Origin of the sequence: Clostridium sp. UBA4395 (assembly GCF_002390995.1) — a bacterium.
In the GTDB taxonomy this organism is placed as follows: domain Bacteria; phylum Bacillota; class Clostridia; order Clostridiales; family Clostridiaceae; genus Clostridium_J; species Clostridium_J sulfidigenes.
In genome coordinates this window covers 22,242-41,916 of sequence record NZ_DGRF01000002.1, presented here as the reverse complement: position 1 = coordinate 41,916, position 19,675 = coordinate 22,242, and the positions used below count along the sequence as shown (strand labels likewise).

General features: G+C 29.6%; 15 protein-coding genes. 10 read left to right on the top strand and 5 right to left on the bottom strand.

Features of this window, described 5'->3' with window-relative positions:
- Positions 1-52: 52 nt before the first annotated feature.
- Together feoB and B2694_RS00175 are read right to left on the bottom strand one after the other, a co-directional pair.
- Positions 53-2,212 carry a ferrous iron transport protein B gene (feoB, locus tag B2694_RS00180; protein WP_346884038.1) on the bottom strand — a complete coding sequence of 720 codons (2,160 nt, stop codon included), beginning with the start codon at positions 2,210-2,212 and terminating at the stop codon, positions 53-55.
- Positions 2,213-2,424: 212 nt separating this feature from the next.
- On the bottom strand, positions 2,425-2,691 hold the full coding sequence (locus tag B2694_RS00175; RefSeq protein ID WP_035132901.1) for a FeoA family protein: 267 nt from the start codon (positions 2,689-2,691) through the stop codon (positions 2,425-2,427).
- A gap of 316 nt (positions 2,692-3,007) precedes the next feature.
- Here B2694_RS00175 and B2694_RS00170 point away from each other — a divergent pair, with 316 nt between their 5' ends.
- Positions 3,008-3,505 (top strand): metal-dependent transcriptional regulator, encoded by a 498-nt coding sequence (locus tag B2694_RS00170; RefSeq protein WP_346884037.1) that lies wholly within the window; start codon positions 3,008-3,010, stop codon positions 3,503-3,505.
- A gap of 61 nt (positions 3,506-3,566) precedes the next feature.
- Here B2694_RS00170 and B2694_RS00165 read toward each other — a convergent pair whose 3' ends face one another.
- The 3 genes from B2694_RS00165 to B2694_RS00155 form a co-directional block, all read right to left on the bottom strand.
- Complete coding sequence (locus B2694_RS00165; RefSeq protein ID WP_346884036.1) at positions 3,567-5,390, bottom strand: HAMP domain-containing sensor histidine kinase; 1,824 nt, start codon at positions 5,388-5,390, stop codon at positions 3,567-3,569.
- 14 nt (positions 5,391-5,404) lie between these two features.
- Entirely contained in the window at positions 5,405-6,109 is a 705-nt protein-coding gene (locus B2694_RS00160) for a response regulator transcription factor (RefSeq protein ID WP_346884035.1), read from the bottom strand.
- 236 nt (positions 6,110-6,345) lie between these two features.
- Positions 6,346-7,581: an aminopeptidase gene (locus tag B2694_RS00155; RefSeq protein ID WP_346884034.1), complete on the bottom strand. Its 1,236-nt coding sequence runs from the start codon at positions 7,579-7,581 to the stop codon at positions 6,346-6,348.
- A gap of 277 nt (positions 7,582-7,858) precedes the next feature.
- Between B2694_RS00155 and B2694_RS00150 the strand changes: the two genes are divergently transcribed.
- The 9 genes from B2694_RS00150 to purC all read left to right on the top strand — a co-directional run bounded on the left by B2694_RS00150 (position 7,859) and on the right by purC (position 19,665).
- Entirely contained in the window at positions 7,859-8,371 is a 513-nt protein-coding gene (locus B2694_RS00150; protein ID WP_346884033.1) for a hypothetical protein, read from the top strand.
- A gap of 94 nt (positions 8,372-8,465) precedes the next feature.
- Positions 8,466-10,115 (top strand): carbon starvation protein A, encoded by a 1,650-nt coding sequence (locus B2694_RS00145; RefSeq protein ID WP_346884032.1) that lies wholly within the window; start codon positions 8,466-8,468, stop codon positions 10,113-10,115.
- A gap of 645 nt (positions 10,116-10,760) precedes the next feature.
- On the top strand, positions 10,761-12,158 hold the full coding sequence (locus tag B2694_RS00140) for a Sapep family Mn(2+)-dependent dipeptidase (RefSeq protein WP_346884031.1): 1,398 nt from the start codon (positions 10,761-10,763) through the stop codon (positions 12,156-12,158).
- A gap of 9 nt (positions 12,159-12,167) precedes the next feature.
- Complete coding sequence (locus B2694_RS00135; RefSeq protein ID WP_346884030.1) at positions 12,168-12,635, top strand: VanZ family protein; 468 nt, start codon at positions 12,168-12,170, stop codon at positions 12,633-12,635.
- Positions 12,628-13,386 (top strand): YdcF family protein, encoded by a 759-nt coding sequence (locus tag B2694_RS00130; protein WP_346884029.1) that lies wholly within the window; start codon positions 12,628-12,630, stop codon positions 13,384-13,386. Before B2694_RS00135 ends, B2694_RS00130 begins: the two co-directional genes overlap by 8 nt.
- A gap of 96 nt (positions 13,387-13,482) precedes the next feature.
- A complete protein-coding gene (locus tag B2694_RS00125) occupies positions 13,483-14,430 on the top strand; it encodes an ROK family protein (protein WP_346884028.1) in 948 nt (315 codons plus the stop codon).
- Between the two features lie 257 nt (positions 14,431-14,687).
- On the top strand, positions 14,688-18,458 hold the full coding sequence (locus tag B2694_RS00120) for a phosphoribosylformylglycinamidine synthase (RefSeq protein WP_346884027.1): 3,771 nt from the start codon (positions 14,688-14,690) through the stop codon (positions 18,456-18,458).
- 26 nt (positions 18,459-18,484) lie between these two features.
- Complete coding sequence (gene purE / locus B2694_RS00115) at positions 18,485-18,964, top strand: 5-(carboxyamino)imidazole ribonucleotide mutase (protein ID WP_346884026.1); 480 nt, start codon at positions 18,485-18,487, stop codon at positions 18,962-18,964.
- Positions 18,964-19,665, top strand: a complete 702-nt coding sequence (gene purC / locus B2694_RS00110) for a phosphoribosylaminoimidazolesuccinocarboxamide synthase (protein WP_035132920.1) — start codon at positions 18,964-18,966, stop codon at positions 19,663-19,665. Before purE ends, purC begins: the two co-directional genes overlap by 1 nt.
- Positions 19,666-19,675 lie beyond the last annotated feature (10 nt).

The window sequence follows — 19,675 nt, the reverse complement described above, 5'->3', positions numbered from 1 at the left end:
AAGGTACTTTTTCAGTACCCTCTGTGTAAACTCTGTTTTTTTATTTAAATGTTTAAGCAAGGCCTAGAATTCGAACTAGAGTTGTTATCGTAAAACAAATTACAATACCTGTTATGGTAGGAATTGCAAAGGAAATGGCGGTCCATTTAAAGCTTTGAGTTTCCTTTTTTATAGTTAAACAAGTTGTACTACATGGCCAGTGCATTAAAGAAAATAACATTACATTTAATGCTGTGAGCCATGTCCAACCATTTGAAATCAGAAGTTGTCTTAGTTGAATTAAACTATCAAATTCCAATAAACTTCCAGTGGCTGTATAACTCATAATAATTATAGGAATTACAATTTCATTAGCAGGAAAACCAAGTATAAATGCCATTAATATATAACCATCTAAGCCTATTAAATTGGCGAAGGGATTTAAAAAATTAGCACAATGAGCCAGTAGACTAAAGTTTCCAATTGTAATATTAGCCATTATCCAAAGAACTAATCCAGCAGGTGCTGCTACAACAACTGCTCTACCTAAAACGAATAGAGTTCTATCCAATATAGAGCGGATTATTATTTTTCCCACTTGTGGTTTTCTGTAAGGGGGAAGTTCTAGAGTAAAGGATGATGGTACTCCTTTAAGTATAGTTTTAGATAGAATTTTGGAAATCATTAAGGTCATAAATACTCCTAATAGGATTACACATGTTAGAATTAATGAAGATATAATAGATTGTGATGGCCCAACAAAAGTGTCAGCAAAGAACATGGTGATTATAGCAATTAAAGTTGGAAAACGTCCATTACAAGGAACAAAATTATTTGTAATAATTGCAATTAGTCTTTCTCGAGGGGAGTCTATAATTCTACATCCAATTATTCCTGCTGCATTACAGCCAAATCCCATGCACATAGTAAGAGCTTGTTTTCCGCATGCACAGCTTTTTTTAAAGAAGTTATCTAAATTAAAAGCTATTCTAGGTAAATATCCTAAATCTTCAAGAAGTGTGAATAATGGAAAAAAAATAGCCATTGGAGGAAGCATTACAGCAATAACCCAGGCCAAGGTTCTATAAATTCCTTTTATTAGAACACCTTCCAGCCACCAGGGTGCACCTAAACCTAGTAAAAATACACTAAGTTTATCTTCAATCCAGAAAAGTGCAGTAGATAAAAGGGATGAAGGGTAATTAGCACCTGTAATTGTTATCCAAAAAACAACACATAAAAGTAAAATCATTATAGGTATTCCATATATTTTAGATGTAAGAATTCTATCAATTTTTCTATCAGTAATATTATATTTATAATTCTCTTTTGTAACCACTTTCATGCTGATTTTTTCGGCTTTACTTACTAAAGTAGTTACTAATATATCCCTAAAATGTTCTCCCGTTATGTTATAAGTAGTTAAAAGATTAGTTGCTTCTATTAACTTTTTTTTAATTATTTCATTATTTAACATGTTAATATTTAAATATTTATTCAAGGATTGAATTAGACTAGGGTCATTTTCTAATAATTTCAAAGAAATCCATCTAGGGTTAATTTTAGAATCTATATTTTTTAGAGCTATTTTTACTTCTGGTTCTATTAGTGAGATAGAATCTTCTAAAACTTTATCATACTTAATTTTAATAGGATTTATAGGCACTTCATTATTTGTAAGATTATATACTATATCAATTAATTCTTTAAGACCATATCCTGTGGTAGCGCTAGTACCTACAGTAGGAACACCGAGAAGTAAGGAGAGTTTTGCTAAGTCTACATTAATTCCTTTTCTTTTAGCTTCATCTAGTAGGTTTACACATATTACTACATTGTTAGTTATTTCTATAGTTTGAAGTGCTAAGTTTAAGTTTCTTTCTAGACAAGTAGCATCAAGGATAACTATAGTGGCATCAGGATTACCAAAACAGATAAAGTCTCTAGCAACCTCTTCTTCTACAGAATTAGACATAAGGGAGTAGGTTCCAGGTATATCAACTAGTATAAAGGATTTATCCTTGTGAGTATATCTTCCTTGTGCATTGGATACTGTCTTTCCAGGCCAATTTCCAGTGTGTTGGTTAAGTCCAGTTAAGCTATTAAAAATTGTGCTCTTGCCTACATTGGGATTACCAGCTAGAGCAATTATTTTATCTGATGGGGAAGCACGATCTATATTAAGTTCTTTTTCTAGAGCACTAACTCCGGTAGATTGATTAGTTAATCCCATTTAAAAACCTCCTTGTATAATAAAGTATTGTATTATTTAATCTTATATAATTAAGAAAAGTTTAGGGTAAGATAGATTGTTTTACGTAAATGTCTAGTAATAGGCTTCAGATGAAGTTACTATTCTATCTGAAGCCTATAATGTTTTGCAAATAAGAATAAAACTGATATATTTTTATTCTTATAATGAAATGCTTTAGTAGGCTTACCACGTTAAAGTGCTTCAACTAATATGTTAGAAGCATCTTCCTTACGAATTGCAATTACTGCTCCACGAATCAAATAAGCTACAGGATCACCAGAAGGACTTTGATTAAGAACTTCTATTTCTGTATTGGATATAAGTCCAAGATCAAGCATTCTGCGTCTTATAGATCCACTAGAGGTAAGGGTTTTTACTTTGCATTTTTTACCCATAGATAAATCTGTTAAGGGTAATATTTTAGATGACTCTATATAAACATTTGAATTTTTATTCATACTGTTAATCTCCTTTTAAACTTTTTGTATTTATAATTAATTAAGTAAGTTATAGTACTTCTAATTATTTTTAATTAATCATATATTTAACTAGTTAGAGTAGGGAAAAAATCTTTCCCTACTCTAACATATGATTATTTATATATTCATGATACTATTTTAAAACTACTATTAAAAAATAAAGTAGAAATATTTAACAGTTTTTAATTATTTATATTTTAATGTTTATAATCTAAATAAATATGTAATAGAAATGGAAGGTTGAAAATTTGTTAAGGAACAAAATATAATTTATAGAATATGGAGGATAAAGTAAGTGGATAAAAAATTTTATACAGTTAGAGCATATGAGCAGAAGCTATTTGATGATAGATTAATCACTGCATCCATGGAGGATTATGTAGAAATGCTCTATAGATGCACTATGGAGGGGGAGGATTATATAAGACTTAACAAGCTGTCTGCACTGTTAAATGTTAGAGATTCTTCAGCCTCCAAGATGATGCAGAAGCTTGGCAAGCTAGGTTTGATTGATTATGAAAAGTATGGAATTATAAGACTTACTGCTCTTGGTATAAAGGTAGGTAAATATCTTTTATGCAGACATAATACAATAGAAAAGTTTTTGAAATTTTTAGGCTCTGATAGTGATATACTCATAGAAACAGAGTTAATTGAGCATGTGGTAGGTAGTGATACTGTAGAGAATTTAAATATATTTAATTGCTTTATAGAAGATAATAAAAATATTTTAGATGAGTATAGAGCATTTAGAGAAAAGTACTACAAAAATAAAGATATTGAGAAATCATAAAAAAGCTATCTAAACACTATAGCTTTAAGGTAGCTTTGTAAAGTTTATCTAATTTTATATTTTAAGATTTAGGAAGTTTAATTATTACCTTGAATAAGTCCCCGTCACATTTCACTTTAAGAGTGCCTTTATGGAGTTCTACTATAGTTTTAGAAATAGCAAGACCTAAACCAGAACCATCTATTGTAGAATTTCTAGATTTATCGCCTCTAACAAATCGTTCAAGAATATCATTTTCATTAAAATCTAAATCATATTTTGATATATTTTTTACTATTATCTCACATTCTTTTTCACATTCAATAACTTCAAGATAAATTCTAGAGTTTTCAAGTGAATATTTTATAGCATTGCATATTAAGTTATCCATAACTCTTGAAATTCTAGCACCATCTAGGTGTAGGTGACAATCTTTATTTCCAATTACTTTAAAGGTAAGACTCTTATTTTCACCTAAAAAGCTTAGTTCTCCTAGACTCTGATGAATTAATTCTACAATATCTACATCACTTTTATTTAAAATAATTTGTCCAGAGTTCATTTTTGACATTTCAAATAAGTCTTCAACAAGCTTTTTAAGTTTAGTTGATTTATTGTCTAGAATGGTAACATAATCCTTTATTTCGCCTTTATCAAGGGATTCATCTTTAAGTATATCTACATAATTTACTATGGAAGTTAATGGGGTTTTTAAATCGTGGGATACATTAGTTATAAGTTCAGTTTTTAATTTCTCACTTCGAATTCCTTCTTCAACTTTCTTGTTATAGCTTACCTTTAAATTGTTTATTTCCATTGCTAAGTTGGATAAATTACCAAGATTTTTAGCATCTATATCTACATCCATATCTCCATCTTCAATTTTTTTAAGATATTTGATTAAATTATTCTTATTATTTATGCTCTCTAAATATCTAACACATGTACTTATTATAATTATAAAAAAGGTTGATTTTATAAGGAAACTATTAAGATTCCTGTTGAAGTAAAAAAAGTAATCATTAGAATTAAACACATAGGATAGTGGAAAATACATTACCCAAAATATAAAAAGTCCTAATAGTGTAGTATCGAAAAATAAGTTTCTAAATACATCCTTAATACTTACAAAAAAAATGTTAATAGATTTTATTAACCTAATAATAAGTAAATTGTTAAAGTTACGTATATATTTTTTTACTCCAAAAATTTTAATACAGAAAAATTGCTTAATTAATAAAATCAAAAATATAATTAATAGAGGAATAGAAAAATAAAATCTAAGTCTTATGAAGTTTGCTATACTACTATATTTAGCACCACGAATAAAGTAAAGTTCCTCTAATTCAGCATTAGGAGAGGTATATGCACCATTGTAGTAACCTCTTGGAGCTGAATAATGGGATAAATTATTAGAACTATAAACTACCACATCATCTTCTTTAGATAATTTTATTAATGCATCTTTAGGTGGAAGTTCATTGAAGGGATAATCTGAAAACCAATTTCTATTAGAAAACCACCTATTATTAGTTTTATCAATCAGTAAAACTCCAATATCACCAGTAAGAGAAGTTTCTAAGGAGTTTTGTATAACTTTTGCATCTTCATCAGTTTTACAATAGAGAATTTTTGAAAATCCTTCTGTAACACTTAGTAAATTTTCTCTGAAACTGATGACATCATTTTGTAACATTTCATTCTTAAAAGTTTTTTCGTTAATAATAGCAGTTCCATAAAAACTATATCTATTGGTATAATTATCATAATCAGATAGAGTTATTTGAAGAAATTTTGGAAGAACAGTTATACCTATAATAAAAACTATCAGTATTTCAATTAAATTTATATTTTCGTTAGAGGCATTAATCCATTTTTTAATTAATTTTTTAATAGTAGAAGTCAAGGTTTAACCCTCCTTTAACTAGGATTTTCAATTTTATATCCAACTCCCCAGACAACTTTTATGTATTCTGGATCTTTAGAATTAATTTCAATTTTTTCACGCATTCTTCTAATGTGAACAGTTACTGTATTCTCACTATGGTAAAATGGAGCTTTCCATACATTTTCATATATTTCTTTTATAGAAAAAACTTTACCGGTATTAGAAGCTAGTAATAGTAATATTCCATATTCTGTAGCTGTCAGTTTTACAGGCTCATCCCTTAGGGTTACAGATTTTAGGGTTGTATCAATAATTAAGTCTTTAATTATAATTTTATCTTTTAAATTTACATTTTCTATATCAAGGGGTTTTTCATATCTTCTTAGTTGAGATTTAACCCTAGCTATAAGTTCAAGATGATTAAAAGGTTTAGTTATGTAATCATCAGCACCACTATTTAATCCAATAATCTTATCAAGGTTCTCAGACTTAGCAGATAGAATTATTATAGGTATATTTCTATTTTCTCTAATTTTTAAACATGTTTTTATACCATCAAGTTTTGGCATCATTACATCTAATAATATTAAATGAATCTTTTCTTCTTCTAAAATTTGAAGAGCTTCAATTCCGTCGTAAGCCTTTAACACGTTTAAGCCTTCACGCTTTAAATATATTTCTATAGCATTACATATTTCAACTTCATCATCTACTACTAAAATATTGAAATTTGACATACTATTGAGCACCACCTTTTATTTTTAAACATTTTTTATGATTTACAATTAATATTTTACAACATAAATACACAAAAAGTATTAAAACTTTATTACTAATTATAATAACTATAATTTTAACTAAAAAAAGAATAACTCATAGATAATTTTAACTTAATAAATTATCTATAAGTTACATTGAAGTTGATAATAAAAACATATATATGAGATTAAATTTATATAGTAATATTTAATAATTATATAGCCCAATTACCATTTACAAATATAGGGGCTTTTGAACCATCAAAGCTAATTCCAGTAATATTTAAATCAGAAGTTCCTATCATGAAGTCAACATGAGTCAAAGAGTCATTGCCGCCTAGTGCTAACACTTCTTCAGTAGTTTTGTTTGATCCATCTTTCACACATAAGTTATATGCTTTACCTAAGGCTAAGTGACATGAAGCATTTTCGTCATATAGAGTGTTAAAGAAAACTATATTGGAATTTGAAATAGGAGAGTTAAATGGAACTAAAGCAACTTCTCCAAGGAAATGAGATCCTTCATCAGTTTCAATTAATGACTTTAAGGACTCATAGCCTTCTTTAGCTTCAAAATCAACAACTCGACCATCTTTAAAGGTAAGAGAGAAGTTATTAATTAGGTTGCCACCATAGTTTAGAGGTTTTGAGCTAAAGACCTTACCATTAACTCCTGTTTTCTTTGGCATTGAAAAGATTTCTTCTGTAGGCATATTTGCAATAAATTCTATTCCCTCTGGAGTGTATTCTGCACCACCTATCCATAGGTGATTATCCACAAGCTCTAAATTTAAGTCTGTACCTAGAGAGTTGGTGTAGTGAAGATATTTAAAATTTTTCTCATTAAGGTAGTTTATTTTTTTAATTAAATTTTTCTTGTGATCCTCCCAAGCTTTAACTGGATTTTCTTGATCCACACGTACTATATTAAATATGTTTCCCCATAGTTTATTTATTGCTTCATCCTCAGAAAGGTTAGGGAATACTTTAGTTGCCCAACCTTTAGTTGGTAGAGCTATTATAGACCAAGAATTTTTATTACTCATAAGTCTTTCGCTAAATTCTCTTGTAGCTATGCTAGAGGATTTTTGTGAAGCTACAATTTTTTTAGGATCTACATCTTTTAGTAGTTCAGGATTTGATGCACTTATACTTAAAAAGCAAGCTCCATCTTTAGCATAGGTGAGCATGGATTCTTTCATCCAATCTGGATATGATTCAAAAACATCTATAGGGGAGTTGAGATATTTGAGTTTAGCACATTCTTCATCACTCCAATGAACAACAACTTCTTTTGCGCCAATTTTATAGGCCTCATCAACAATCATTCTCGTGAAATTAACGCATTCTACAGGTGATTTTATAACAAGGATTTGATTAGGTTGTACGTTTACACCAATTGATACACTAAGTTTTGCATATTTTTTTAATAACTCATCATTTATTTTCATATACTCAGATCATCTCCTTAATAATTGCATAATAATTTTAAATTATTCTAATAAAGTAAATTATTCTAATAAAGTAAATTATTAATCATTTTTATTATATATGTAAAACTATTAAATTTCTATACAGAATTATTTTATAGTATAGGTTTTTATGTTATCCAAAAAGGGAAAATATATTATAAATATAATTTCGAAATATTTACATTTATTTTTCATAATTATTATAATTCAACAAAAATGAGCATAAAAATAAGTATAACATATTTTAGGAGGATATATGGATAAATTAACTTATTTAAATTATCTTGCAAAAGTATTTTCTAATAATTTTCATTTAGAAATAAATAAGAGCCTAATGAATAAAAGGATAGATATTTATGGAATTTGGAATATGAAATTTGGAAGAAGCTTTATTTCTGAAAATAAAATAATTGATGAATATGAGTGTAATGAACATTGTTTGGTAGTCAGTGAAGATAGAGTTGATGAGAAATTTTTAGATGATTTTATAAATTATCTTAAGAAATGCACGGTAAGTATAGTTAATCCACACAAGAATCATAAAACTACCTACATAACTGGAATACTTGTGACTAAAAACATAAATGATGAAGATATTATGAGAAAAATTAAAAGATTTAATTATACTAAGAATTATAGAATGAGTTTTTATGGATGGAGTATTTTAAGGCTTATTGTAGTAGATTTGAATAATGGTGAAATATATCATAATAAAATATCTAAAGATATAATTGACAGTTTATCATTTGATAAGGTTAATAGAATTTAATCTATAATCGGCATTTTCTTTGTTAAATATAAATTAGTTAAAAATAAGGTTTATAATTTTATGACCTTGTTTTAAATATAAAGGGGGTTTTGGTATGAATTCATTAGCTTTATTATTAATTTGCATAGCTATATTCATTGTAGCCTATGTGACTTATGGAGCCTTTCTTGCTAAAAAATTTGGGATTGATCTCAAAAGAAAAACTCCAGCACATACACTAAGGGATGATGTAGACTATTGTCCAACAAAGTCAAAGATATTACTTGGACACCATTTTTCATCTATAGCTGGAGCAGGTCCAATCACAGGACCTATCCAAGCAGCTATATTTGGATGGTTACCTGTATTATTGTGGATAATCATAGGAAGTATCTTTATAGGTGGAGTTCATGATTTTGGATCATTAGTTGCATCTGTCAGGCATGATGGGAAAACAATAGGTGAAGTTATTAAAGTAAACATTGGAGAGAAAGGAAAGAAATTATTTAATATATTTGGATGGGTCACAATTGTATTAGTAGTAGCAGCTTTTACAGATATTTGTGCATCTACCTTTGCTTATGATCCTACTATTCCAGAAAATTTGATGGGGGCTCAAGCTGGAACAGCATCTATGCTATTTATTGTACTAGCAGTGGTTTTTGGATTTAGTGTGTTTAAAAAAGGTGCTAAGTTATCAGTTGCTTCAATAATAGGAATAGTGTTGTTACTATTTTGTATTTATATAGGATATATGTTCCCAATTATTAAGTTGTCAAAGCTTGGATGGCAAATATTATTACTAATATATATTTTCTTAGCATCTACATTACCTGTTTGGTTATTATTACAACCAAGAGATTATTTATGCTCATTCCTACTATACGGAATCATTATAGGTGCTCTGCTTGGAATAGTAATAAAAAGACCTGCTATGGAATTAGCTGCTTTTAATGGTTTTAATATGGGTGGAAAAACTCTATTCCCATTCTTGTTTGTAACTGTTGCTTGTGGTGCTATTTCAGGTTTCCATTCTCTTGTGAGCTCAAGTACCACATCTAAACAGATTGATAAAGAAGAGCCGGATGCTAAACTTATAGGATATGGTTCTATGTTAATTGAAGGTATAGTAGCTGTTATAGCTCTCATAGCTGTAGGCTATGTAACCAAAGCAGAAGGTACACCTGCTGTTATATTTGCAAATGGTGTTGCTAATTTTATGAGTGGATTCGGAATACCTCAACAAGTAGGTATAGTGTTTGTTACTTTGTGCTTTTCAGCTTTTGCTCTTACAAGCTTAGATACAGCTACTAGGATTGGAAGATATATTTTACAAGAGTTATGTGAGGGAAAGGGTGGTAAAAAGAATATTATAAGCAAAAACATGTATGTATCAACTGGAATAACTGTTTTAGCTTCCTTTGGTTTAATCCTTTATGGATATAATAAGATATGGCCAATATTCGGATCCGCTAATCAACTTTTAGCAGCTCTTGCACTTTTAGCAATAACAGCATGGCTTACTAAGAGTGGAAAGAAAGCTTTAGTTACAATTATACCCATGGTATTAATGTTTATTGTAACATTATCTGCTTTAGGTCTATTAATTAAAGATTATATTTTCTCGTCAACTCCCAATTATATATTAGGTATAATTGCACTAATACTATTTATTCTTGCTATAGTCTTAATAATAGAAGCGTATAACACATTAGTACGAAATAAAAATTCAAAGAAAAATGTTAATAAGACTATATTAAAGTAGTTAGCATATTTTATAGAAAATAAAAAGTAATATCTACAGTAAAAGAGCCTATTTATGAATTAATTAATAGACTCTTTTATTATGATATAATAGAATATTTATTATGTAACGATATACATATATAATAAAATTTTGTTGTGAAATTACGTAAGAGTTGCATAAGAGTATTTCATCTGGAGAATATTTATGTTATAAATAAATATGAATAATGAATTTAATAGGATATATATAACGACAAATTACTAACACAATTCATTAATGGAATGAATAAGTTTACAATGGATTTATCCGATGACTACCAGCTCTAATACTCCCACTTTTTAGAGTGGAGTTAAGAGCTGGTACGCCCCTGGATAACGATTTCTAAGCTTCGGAGAAGCAAAGAACTCTGTTAATCTGATGACTACCAGCTCTAATACTCCTTCTTTTTTAGAGTGGAGTTAAGAGCTGGTATGTCCCTGGATAACGATTTCCCCTAAAGGACAACGAATTCTAAGTATCAAATAAATTGACACTAAGAATTCTGTTAGTAACCTTCGGAGAAGCTAAGAACTCAGTTTATTTAAGGTGTAAAAGTTTTCCAAATATAAGGAGGTGAACTTTAGTAAGTACAGTACTTATTAGTACAAACTTCTAAAGTTATTTATGTTTAAGGAACATATAGATGAAAATAAAGAGCAGATTATAAAAGATTTAATAGAATTAGTAAAAATAAGAAGTGTAGCTTCTCATAAAAAGCCTAATATGCCTTTCGGGGAAGAAGTTCACAAGAGTCTTAGGTTTGTGTTAGACAAAGCTAAAGATATGGGATTTAAAAGTCAAAGCTTTTGCGGATACTGTGGTCAAGTAGATGCTGGATGTGGTGATTATACAATTGGTGTTTTATGTCATGTAGATGTGAACGAAGAAGGAGCAGGGTGGACAAAACCCCCATTTTCAGGAGAAATTTATGATGGTAAGATATATGGACGAGGTATTGTAAAGGCAAAGGCACCTTTAATAGCTTGTCTATACGCTATGAAATTCTTAAAAGATGAAGATTTAATTCCAGAAGGAAAAAAAATTAGAATGATTGTGGGGGCGGATAAGGAGACTGGAATAAAAAGCATAAACTATTATAAGGAATATGAAGTAGCTCCAGATATAGGGTTTACTCCAGACGGTGTATTTCCTGTAATATATGGAGAAAAGGGTATAATAAATTTTGATCTTCATATGGAATTTTCAGGTGGCTTTGATGCGCCTATCAATATAGTACAAATAGTTGGAGGACAAAGTATAGATACTGTACCGTCTAAAGTTAGTATTATACTTAGTTGTGAAGATATATTTAAAGATAAAATTGAAACGGAGCTAAAAAGGTTTTCAAAACTTCAAAACATAAAATATGAAACTATAAGTCAAAATAAACTTATGAATATAGAATTTATAGGTAAGGAAGCTGATAGTAACAATCCGGATAAAGGAGTAAATGCCATATCCTATGGACTTAAGTTCCTTGAGAATTTTGAAGAGTTTATTGATAAAAGAGAATTTGTTCATGAATATAATAGATTAATTTCTACTTCATACAATGGAGAAAAAATAAATTGTAAATTACAAGATGAAGATTCTGGTAACTTTACTTTTAATGTGAGCACCATAAATTTAACTAGTGATAGAGTTGATATAAAGGTTAACATCAACTATCCTATATCATATGTATATAGTGATGTATTAGAATTAGTTAAAGATGGTTTTAAGTATTCTTCTCTTAAAATAAAAAATCTAAGTCATCTAAGGTCAGTTTCCTTTTCTAAGGATAGCTTTGTAGTAAAAAAACTTATGAAGGCTTATAGAGAAGTTACTGGTGATGAAGAATCACAGCCTTACGTAAGTTCAAAAGGAACCTATGCAAGAGTCTTGAGTAACCTGGTATCCTTTGGACCTATACTTCCTAGAAATGAGGGGTTAGATTATGCAGTTGATGAGTTTATTACTTTGGATGAATTTATGGTTTTAGTAGAAATATATGCTAGGGCTATATATGAACTATTGAAATAAAATTTAAAATTGTTGAAAGAGGTGGAGGATATTAAGAAAAAAAACATACTATTGCTTATAACTATTTTCTGGATTGGTTTTATATTTTATATGTCATCTCAACCAGCGGTGGAATCTTCAAGTTCTAGCTCTAGAATAGTAAATGCTATATTAGGTACTTTTAAATTAGATGAATCTAAGGAGGAAGTATTGACTGTGGTAGTTAGGAAGGGAGCTCATTTTACAGAATATTTCATTTTGGGTGGTTTAGTTACTGTTACTTGTGGAGCTTTCAATAAGAAGAAAAATAACTCTTTTATTCTATTATCTTGTGTATTAGTGGCTTTAAGCGATGAATTTTTGCAGAGTTTTATTATAGGTAGGAGCTCTGAAGTAAGAGATGTACTAATTGATTTTAGTGGTGTAGTTACATTCTTTATAGCAAATTATATGGCTACTCATATAAAAATAGTGAAAAGAGGACAATTTTATGAATAAGTTTAAATTATACAACATGTTTGTGTACTTAGGTTGGTTTGCTATTATATATTATTGTATTTTAAAGATATTTAACTTCCGTATAGCCTTTGCAGGGTTCTGGTTAATAGTAGCTATATTGAGTTATATAACTCATTGGATTTTAAAAAATAATCTTTTAGAAAATTCCTGGGGAAAAATATTAACTGCACTTGTTTCTGTAGGTCTTATAATTTTTTTTATATTGGAAGGATTAATTATATATACTGGCACTATTGAGGATGACCGTATTACAGATTATGTTTTAGTATTAGGCGCTGGAATAAATAAGGAACAAATATCTAAATCTTTACGATTTAGGCTAGATAAAGCTATAGAATATAATAAAATCCATGATAATATACCTATTATAGTTAGTGGGGGCATGGGTAAAGATGAGGATATCACTGAAGCTCTTGCTATGAAGAGATATTTAGTAAGTAATGGAGTAGATGAGAATAATATTATAATGGAAGAAAAGTCTACTAATACCTATGAGAATTTTAAGTTTTCAAAAATAATAATGGAGAATAAAAGTAAAGAAAAGGACAATATAAGTGTTACCTTAATAACCAATAGATTCCATATGTTTAGAGCTAAGTACATAGGAATTAATACGGGATTAAAGATATATTGTTATAGTGCTAAAAATGAAATAGTTACATCATTGAATTTTTATGTAAGAGAAAGTTTTGCTTATATAAAGGAGTTAATTTATCATTATATAAAATAAAGTTAAACAGTAACTGTATGTTGATTTTATTATTGATAAATATTAACGTAATTAATTTAAGAATATGTATATTGGGATCTATAGGAGGAGATTTATATGTATATAGGAATAGATTTAGGGGGAACTAACGTAGGGATTGGTATTGTGGATAGTGAAAATAAGTTAATATTCAAAGATTCAATTCCTACTAAAAGAGAAGGTGGATTCAATGACATTATTGAAGATATAATAGCTTTGATTTCTAAGACTATAAATGTTAATAATATACCTAAATCTCATATACAAGGTATAGGAATAGGCATACCTGGAATAGTGGATCCTAAAAGCCAAATCATAATTGATTGTGTAAATCTCAGGTGGAATAATGTAGATATTAAGAGTGCTATTGAGGAGAAATTAAGTATTCCGGTTTTCGTAGGTAATGATGCTACTGTAGCTGGAGTAGCTGAATTGGTAGTTGGAGCTATGAAAGGCTATCATACGGGAGTTTTACTAACCTTAGGAACCGGTATTGGTGGAGGCATAATAATTAATGGACATGTATATGATGGGTTCCACGGGATAGGCTCTGAAATTGGCCATATGATAGTGGGAGAAAATTATTATAATTGCAATTGTGGGAGAAATGGATGTTTAGAAACTTTTTCCTCATCTACAGCTATAATAAAGCATGCAAGAAAACTGATTGAAGAAGGAAATGATTCAACTATTATCACTGAAGTTAAAGGTAATTTAAATAGTATTGATGGAAAAGTTATATTTGACCAAGCTAAGGCAGGAGACAAGGTAGCTTGTAAAGTAATTGGTAGAATGACAAACTATTTAGCTATAGGAATTATGAATATTATTTCTATAATAGATCCTGAAGTTTTTGTTATAGGAGGTGGGTTATCAGCTGCAGGAGAGTATCTTATTTCTATGTTAAGGGAAAAAGTATCTCAAATAACTTATTATAAAGATATGAATGTAGGAAAAATTTTATTATCTGACATTGGAAATGATGGTGGTATTATAGGAGCAGCTTCTCTGTGTAAATATAGATAAAAAAGATATATTTAATAAAAGCATTTATGGATATAAATAGTATTCCATAGGTGCTTTTATTTTTATTCACAATTTATTCATAAAATATTTCGAAAAAATCTAAAATTGAATTATATGTATAGCACATATAAAAAAAATATGAAATTTTCAAATAAAGGTTTATTTTTTTTGAAGTTTGTATTATTATATAAATAAAGACGAATAATAAATGTATTATATTATATAATGTTCGTATATATTAAAGGGGGATACGTTAAATGAATAAAATATTCACCATTTATGTTGAAAAAAAATCAGAATTTAATATGGATGCACAAGAATTATTAAGAGAAGTTAAAAACTTATTATCAATAAAAAGCATAAATGATATAAGGTTAATAAATAAATATGACATTTGTGGTATTACAAATGAAGAGTTAGAATCAATAAAATATACGGTATTAAGTGAAAAGAATACCGACAATATATATGAGGAAAATATAGATTTAGAAGGAAGTAATTACTTTGTAGTTGAATACCATGAAGGTCAGTATGATCAAAGGGCTGATTCAGCAGCTCAATGTATTCAACTAATTACACAAAAGGAAGCTCCACAAGTTAAGACAGCGAAAGTAATAGCTTTATATGGAGAGGTTACCCAAGAAGAACTTGAAAAAATAAAGAATTATTATATAAATTCTGTAGATTCTAAGGAAAGTTCACTAAAGAAAAAAGAAATTATAATGGAAGATCAACAATTGCCATCAGAGGTAGAGATAATAGATGGATTTATAAATATGAAAGAAAGTGAATTGCAGAATTTTTTAAAGGAAAGAGGGTTATCTTTAAGTATTGGAGATGTAATTCTTATAAGAGATTATTTTAAAAGAGAAGATAGAAATCCTACAATTACTGAAATAAAAGTATTAGATACTTATTGGTCAGATCACTGTAGACATACTACTTTTCAGAGAGTATTAACAGATGTAGATTTTGAGGAAGGAAAGTATATAGAGCCTGTTAAAAAAGGGTTCGAAGTATATAAGAACTACAGAAGAGAAGTATATAAAGATAGAGAAAAGCCAATAACTTTGATGGATATGGCAGTTATAGCTATGAAGAAGCTAAGAAAAGATGGAAAACTTGAAAAATTAGATCAATCTGAAGAGATAAATGCATGTAGTATAGTTATCGATGTGGATGTTAATGGTAAGCTAGAAAAGTATCTTCTAATGTTTAAAAACGAAACGCATAATCATCCAACAGAAATTGAACCTTTTGGAGGCGCCTCAACCTGTCTTGGAGGAGCTATAAGAGATCCACTATCAGGTAGAAGTTATGTATTTGGAGCTATGAGAATTACTGGTTCTGGAGACCCAAGAAAAGCCATAGAGGAAACTTTAGTAGGGAAGCTTCCACAAAGAAAGATTACGAAGGAAGCAGCAAAAGGGTATAGTAGCTATGGAAATCAAATTGGACTTGCTACAGGATATGTAAGAGAAATTTATGATGAAGGGTATGTAGCTAAGAGAATGGAAGTGGGAGCAGTGCTTGGAGCAGCTCCTGCAAAAAATGTTATTAGAGAAGTACCAACTCCAGGAGATGTAGTAATATTACTTGGAGGAAGAACAGGAAGAGATGGAATTGGTGGAGCTTCAGGATCATCTAAGGAGCACAATGAAAAATCCATTGACAACTGTAGTTCAGAAGTTCAAAAGGGGAATGCACCTACAGAGAGAAAAATCCAGAGATTATTTAGAAAAAATGAAGTTACAACATTGATAAAGAGATGTAATGATTTTGGCGCTGGTGGAGTTTCTGTAGCAATTGGAGAACTTGCTGATGGAATTAAAATTAACTTAGATAAAGTTAAGAAAAAATATGAAGGTTTAGATGGAACTGAATTAGCTATATCAGAGTCACAAGAAAGAATGGCTGTAGTGGTTTCACAAAAAGATGTAAAGAAATTTATAACTCTTTGTGAGGAAGAAAATTTAGAAGCTACAGTAGTGGCAATGGTAACTGAAGAAAAATCCATGATTATTACATGGCAAGGAACAGAAATAGTTAATCTAAAGAGAGATTTCTTAGATACAAACGGTGCTAGTACTTATGGTAAGGTTCAGGTTACTGCACCCAAAGAAGAAGATAACAACTTTAACAAGAAAAATATTAAGTTATCACTAAAGGAAGCCTTTGAAGAATTGTCTAAGGACTTAAATGTGATGTCACAAAGGGGTCTTATGAATATATTTGACTCCACCATAGGAGGAAATACAGTATTAATGCCATATGGAGGAGAAACTCAAAGAACTCAAGTGGATGGGATGGTATTTAAGATACCAGTGGAAAATGGAGAGACTACTACTACAGCTTTAATGGCGCATGGTTATAATCCTAAAATTTCGAAATGGAGTCCCTTCCATGGAGCATTATATGCAGTGGTAGAGAGTGTTACTAAACTAGTAGCTTTAGGTGGAGATATAAATGGAATTTACCTTTCTTTCCAAGAGTATTTTGAAAAGTTAGGAGATGACCCTAAAAAGTGGGGAAAACCATTTGCAGCATTACTTGGTGGACTATATGCACAGCACAATTTAGAAATAGCAGCAATAGGTGGCAAGGATAGTATGTCTGGAACATTTAAAGACCTAAAGGTTCCACCTACATTAATAAGTTTTGCTGTGACTACAGGAAACATAGACAATACAATAAGTAATGACTTTAAGAAAGTTGGAAGTAAAGTTATAGTTATAAATGCGCCTATAAAGGAAGATTTTACTCCAGATTTTAAAGTGTTAAATAATAACTATAGATTGGTAAGTGAACTAATAAAGTCAAGAAAAATTTTAGCAAGTGGAAGTATAAATTATGGTGGTGCTTTAGAAGCTATTTCTAAAATGTGCTTTGGAAATAACATAGGTATTGAGTTAAATGAGAAAGTATCTATGGAGCAGCTTCGAGGATTTGGGTATGGATCTATCATACTAGAAGTTAACCAGAATTTTAATATGGATAATGAAAACATAATTTATCTTGGAGATACAATAGAAGAACATGCAATAGTAAGAGTAAATGAAAAAATTAACTTAAATAAGTTAGCTAGTTCATATGAAGATGGCCTTGAAGAAATTTTCAATAAAAACTACGGAAAAGATAGAATAAATCATCTTGAAATGAAGGACGAAATTTTATTTGATAGAAGCAAAAGAGATGAAAATTTAAAAGTATCACCAATGATTAAGATTGCAAAACCTAAGGTACTTATTCCGATTTTCCCTGGAACAAACTGTGAATATGATTGTGAGAGGGCTTTCTTAAAATCAGGAGCATTGGTTGAAACTGTTATATTTAATAATTTATCTCCTGAACATATAGGGCAATCTATATTGAATATTGAGAAAAATATAAAAGAGTCTCAAATAATTATGTTACCTGGAGGATTTTCAGCGGGAGATGAGCCAGATGGTTCAGGTAAGTTTATAAATGCCATATTTAGAAATGAAAGAGTTAAAAATGCTGTTATGGAGTTATTAAACAATAGAGATGGTTTGATGCTAGGAATTTGCAATGGATTCCAAGCTCTTATAAAACTAGGACTTGTACCTTATGGAGAAATAAGAGATATTGCTGAAGATAGCCCAACTTTAACCCATAATTTAATCGGAAGTCATCAAAGTACTATGGTAAATACTAAAATAGTGAGTAATAAATCACCATGGCTTAGTGAGTGTAATGAAGGTGAAATTTATAAAGTTCCAATTTCTCATGGTGAAGGAAGATTTGTTGCCAATGAAAATGTGGTAAGAGAATTATTTAAAAATGGTCAGGTTGCAACTCAGTATGTAGATAATAACGGTAATCCAACCTATGATATAAACTTTAATCCAAATGGATCTATATATGCAATTGAAGGAATTACAAGTATAGATGGAAGAGTATTTGGAAAGATGGCTCATAGTGAGAGAGTAGGAAATGGTGTTATTAAGAATGTACTAGGTGAACATGATATGAAAATCTTCCAGAGTGGAGTTAAGTATTTTAAATAAGATTTGTAGATGTGGAGGAGAACTAAATGAAGGTAGCAATTATATTTGGAAGTAAATCAGACACAGAGGTAATGAGAGGTGCAGCGAAATGCTTAAGGGAATTTAATATCCCCTTCGAAGCTCATGTGTTGTCAGCCCATAGAGTACCAGAAAAATTAACAGAAGTTTTAAAAAAGTTACAGGAAGAAGGCTGTGAAGCAATTATAGCTGGAGCAGGGTTAGCAGCTCATCTTCCAGGAGTTATAGCTTCAAAAACTATTATACCAGTAATAGGGGTTCCAATAAATGCAGCTATAAATGGCGTGGACTCTCTTTATTCAATAGTACAGATGCCAAAATCAATTCCAGTGGCTACTGTAGGAATAAATAATAGTTATAACGGTGGAATGATGGCAGTACAAATACTTTCAGTAAAGTACCCAGAAATTAAAGATAAATTAAAGGAATATAGAAAAAATATGAAAGAAAATTTTATAAAGGAAAATGAAGCGGGGGTAGAATTATAATGGATATGAAAAATTTTATTTATGAAGGAAAAGCAAAGAGAATATTTAAAACTGAAAAGGAAGATGAAGTACTAGTTTACTACAAGGATGATGCAACTGCTTTTAATGGTGAGAAGAAGGCATCAATAGCTTCAAAGGGAATACTAAATAATACTATCAGTTCCATAATCTTTGAAATGTTAAAAGAAAAAGGAATAAAGACTCACTTTGTTGAAAAAATTAGTGATAGAGAACAAATATGTAAGAAAGTAGATATAATTCCGCTAGAAGTTATAGTTAGAAATATAGCTGCTGGAAGTATGGCTAAGAGATATGGGGTTGAAGAGGGTACAGAGCTTAAGAATACAGTACTTGAAATTAGTTATAAAAATGATGATTTAGGAGACCCTTTAATGAATGACTATCACGCTATGGCCTTAGGAATAGTTACAAAAGAGGAACTAGATTATATATATGACCAAGCTTCTAAAGTAAATAAAATACTTACTGAATTTTTCTTGAATCAAGATATAAAATTAGTAGATTTTAAATTGGAATTTGGAAAACTTAATGGACAAATATTACTAGCAGATGAAGTTTCTCCAGATACATGTAGATTATGGGATCTTAAAACAGGAGAAAAGCTTGATAAAGATAGATTTAGAAGAGAGCTAGGAGATTTAGTAGAAGGATATACAAAGGTGCTTGAAAGAATTAAGTAATTAATCATTG